This is a genomic window from Granulicatella sp. zg-84 (assembly GCF_010892375.1).
Classification (GTDB): Bacteria; Bacillota; Bacilli; order Lactobacillales; family Aerococcaceae; genus WM01.
On the sequence record NZ_WNJX01000056.1, the window covers coordinates 1 to 3,447 of the forward strand.

Genomic DNA, 3,447 nt, shown 5'->3' on the forward strand with positions numbered 1-3,447 from the left:
TTGTTTCTGAATATGATCCAATACTTATAACTTTATATTTGCCAAGTTCATCGAATTCAGACTCAATAGATGTCCCTCCAGTAGACTTACCGAAATCTTCCAACTTACGTTGTTCCCAAGCATCAGCATTTTTGAACTGTTTAAAGCGTCTTTTTGGTATTTTTTTGTTGTTTTCCACCATTAAAGCACCACCAATTCACTCATCAGTTTTTCAAACTCCTGTTCAAGTTTTAATATTTCATCATCTATATCATCTAATGTATCTGAATAACGTTTGTTTAACTCATCAATCACAGCAATCTCTTTTTTTAGTGGTTTTTCTACTAGAAGTAAAACTTTTTCAATAACAGAGCCAAACCATTTTTGGTATAAAAGTTCATCAACTTCTTCATCACTTAAATTCTCTATACGATTCCATACTAATTCTTTCACTTCTTGTTCTTTTAATTTGATTTCTTTACCAATAGATGTTTTTTCTTTTAATAAGTTAGATACATTTTTTAAGAGATTATATTCATCTGACCCTTTTGTCACTTCTTTCATCCCTGCTGTTATCAACTTACTATCAAAACTATCTTGTATCTCACCTTCATTATTTCTTTTCAGAAAATCACCAAGAATAATATTCTCCTCGCTATCTTCTACTTTAGCATTTTCTACAAGTTCACTCAATTCACTCTCAATATCTAAAAGACGTGATTTTAGTGCTGTAATCCGTTCTTGTTCACGTTCATAACAATAATCAGCTATAAGATTATTAGGAATAATTGCTCCGTTCCAACCATCTTGAATTTTCTCTTTACCTTTTTTTGATACGATATTCGGTTCACGTGTTCGTCCAGCTTGATAAAATCCTAATTGCTCAATAAGTTCCGCATCATGCATCAATGCATTTTTCCACATTTCTGCAATAATTTGATACCCTTCATAAATATCAATTTGTCCAAATTCGTCCAGACACTTTTTAATATCTTCAAGCATACTTGCTTTTATCATACTTACGTTATTTTTATAGTTTAGTTGATGCAATTTTGTCCAATAGCATTGGATATAATTTTCAATAGTTGCTTTAATTTTTTGTGATTTTTCTTGTATAGCACGACTCGAAAAAATATTTTCAGAAAGTTCTTCGAGCGGTTGATTTAACTCTAAATAGCCCGGACGCTTTTCAATAAACGCCTTATTTAAAATATCCTGAACCGTTTCATTTAAAACTTTTAAAGACTGTATATTTTTTTCTGGTATGCCGCCATATAAATGTGCATCAACATCATGAGGAATTTCTTCATCAGAAGCTTCCACATAACGTGGAATATTCATATTATATTCATTTTCTATTAATTCTTGTCGTGATGCTAAATGACTATACCCTTTCTCTTCTGTACGATTTTTATAAACATCAACAATTTTTGCAATATCTTTTTCTTGAAGAACATTTTGTTTTCCTTCTTTAACAAAATTACGTGAAGCATCAATAAACAGAATTGGTTCATTTAATTCACGATTTTTCTTCAAGATAATAATACATACTGGGATACCCGTATTCGTAAAAAGATTATTTGGTAGTCCAATAACAGCATCTATTTGATTTTTCTCTATTAAACGTTTCCTAATTTCTCCTTCTGCTGCACCACGAAACAAAACACCGTGAGGTAAAACAATTGCCATAAGTCCTTTTATAGACAAATGATACAAACCATGAAGTAAGAAAGCAAAATCTCCTTTTGAATCTGGAGGCAGAACTCCCGCAATTTCAAAACGTGGATCACTCGGTTTAAGTCCATAACGATTCCAATTTTTAATAGAATACGGTGGATTCATAACAACTGCATCAAACTGAACACCTTCATTTGGACGTTCTGGATCTTCCGGCCAATCTTGAGAAAGAGTATCGCCATTTTTAATATTCATTTTATTAGGTTCAACACCATGAAGTAATAAATTCATACGTGTTAAGTTGTAAGTCGCTGTATTTTTCTCTTGACCATAGTACTCAAGTTTTTTCTGTTCTTCCTTTGTTAAATGTTGTTTTACTGTTAAAAGAAGCGAGCCAGAACCAACAGTAGGATCATAGATAGATTTTATTGTATCGTTTGTTGTCACAATTTGTGCCATGACTTCACTGACTTGTCGAGGTGTATAGAACTCTCCAGCCTTCTTACCTGATTCCATAGCAAATTGTCCAATTAAATATTCATACGCATCACCAAGTACATCACCGTCTTGGAGAGAAACCATATCCAAATCTTCAAACAGTCGAATAAGAGCTTGAATATTTTTACTACGCTCATTCAAATTACTCCCAAGAGATGTATCTGATAAATCCAGTGTTGAATTTGCAAAAAGACCTTGAAAATCATTCGCTCTACTTGTTACAGAAATACTACGTTCAAATTGATTCAAACTATCCATTACTTTCTGCACTTCAAAATGCCCTGAATTCATATCTTTAATCCACGTATGATAAAGATACTCCGGACGTATACAATACCCTACCATATTTTGAATCATATCTTCAATTGATTGTCCATACTCTAAATATGCATTACAATATTCATCATACCAATTATCCGTAGCAGAAAGACCACAAGCTATTGCAAATTCTTTAAGTGTTTTATCACTTAAAAATTTATAAAACATAAGGCCTAACATATAATCCTTATATCTAGTGGCATCCATTGAACCACGTAGTTCATTCGCACCACTCCATAAACGTGATTTTATTTCCTCTGATGTAATCATTCTTTTTTCTCCTTTTCTTATTAACAAATAAAACTATCTTCATTCTGTTAATAATATATTTTCTCCTTCTCATTGCACAAAGTACACACTAACTTTAACAAAAATATTTACATTTGAGATGCATACATTTTTATATAACATTGACAAATAAACGCTATATATTAACCTTTTATCAAAATACTCTCATGCTCAATTATATCACGCTGTACTAAAAAAGAAATATGGGATACACCCTTTTATTATCCATAATAGTAAAAAATCACTATAATTCATTACACCTTACTTTTGAATACATTCTCTTTTATATATTTATTTTTTATTCTTATCATCTATCATTAACGTTACTACATTTCTAATTTATCTACTAAAATCAATGATATTTTGTGATATAATGACAGACTATTCTTTTTCTTGTCCAAATTCTTTACTTGTATTTCTTGCAATTCAACACTTAACTTGACAATTTTCTTATTTTTATCTAAAAATAAGAAAAACATAAATGAGTTAGATAAAATGCTTATATTTTTGAAAAGTAAAAAATAAAAATATTGTATATTATTAGTCAATATATCTTTTTTATTGACGATTGGGAACAACGTAAGTTGGAAGATTTCGGTAAGTCTACTGGAGGGACATCTATTGAGTCTGAATTCGATGAACTTGGCAAATATAAAGTTATAAGTATTGGATCATATTCAGAAACAA

At 30.6% G+C, this 3,447-nt stretch carries 1 protein-coding gene and 1 pseudogene; both read right to left on the minus strand.

Annotated features, from left to right (window positions below):
* Positions 1-181: pseudogene (locus tag GMA06_RS08435) on the minus strand (hypothetical protein); the annotation flags it as partial.
* Positions 181-2,742 carry a type I restriction-modification system subunit M gene (locus GMA06_RS08155; protein ID WP_163562277.1) on the minus strand — a complete coding sequence of 854 codons (2,562 nt, stop codon included), beginning with the start codon at positions 2,740-2,742 and terminating at the stop codon, positions 181-183. The gene GMA06_RS08155 and the pseudogene GMA06_RS08435, both read right to left, overlap by 1 nt.
* Positions 2,743-3,447: the final 705 nt, after the last annotated feature.

Coding starts and splice junctions, on each gene's coding strand:
- GMA06_RS08155 (WP_163562277.1), bottom strand. CDS start 2,742: ATGATTACATCAGAGGAAATAAAATCACGTTTATGGAGTGGTGCGAAT.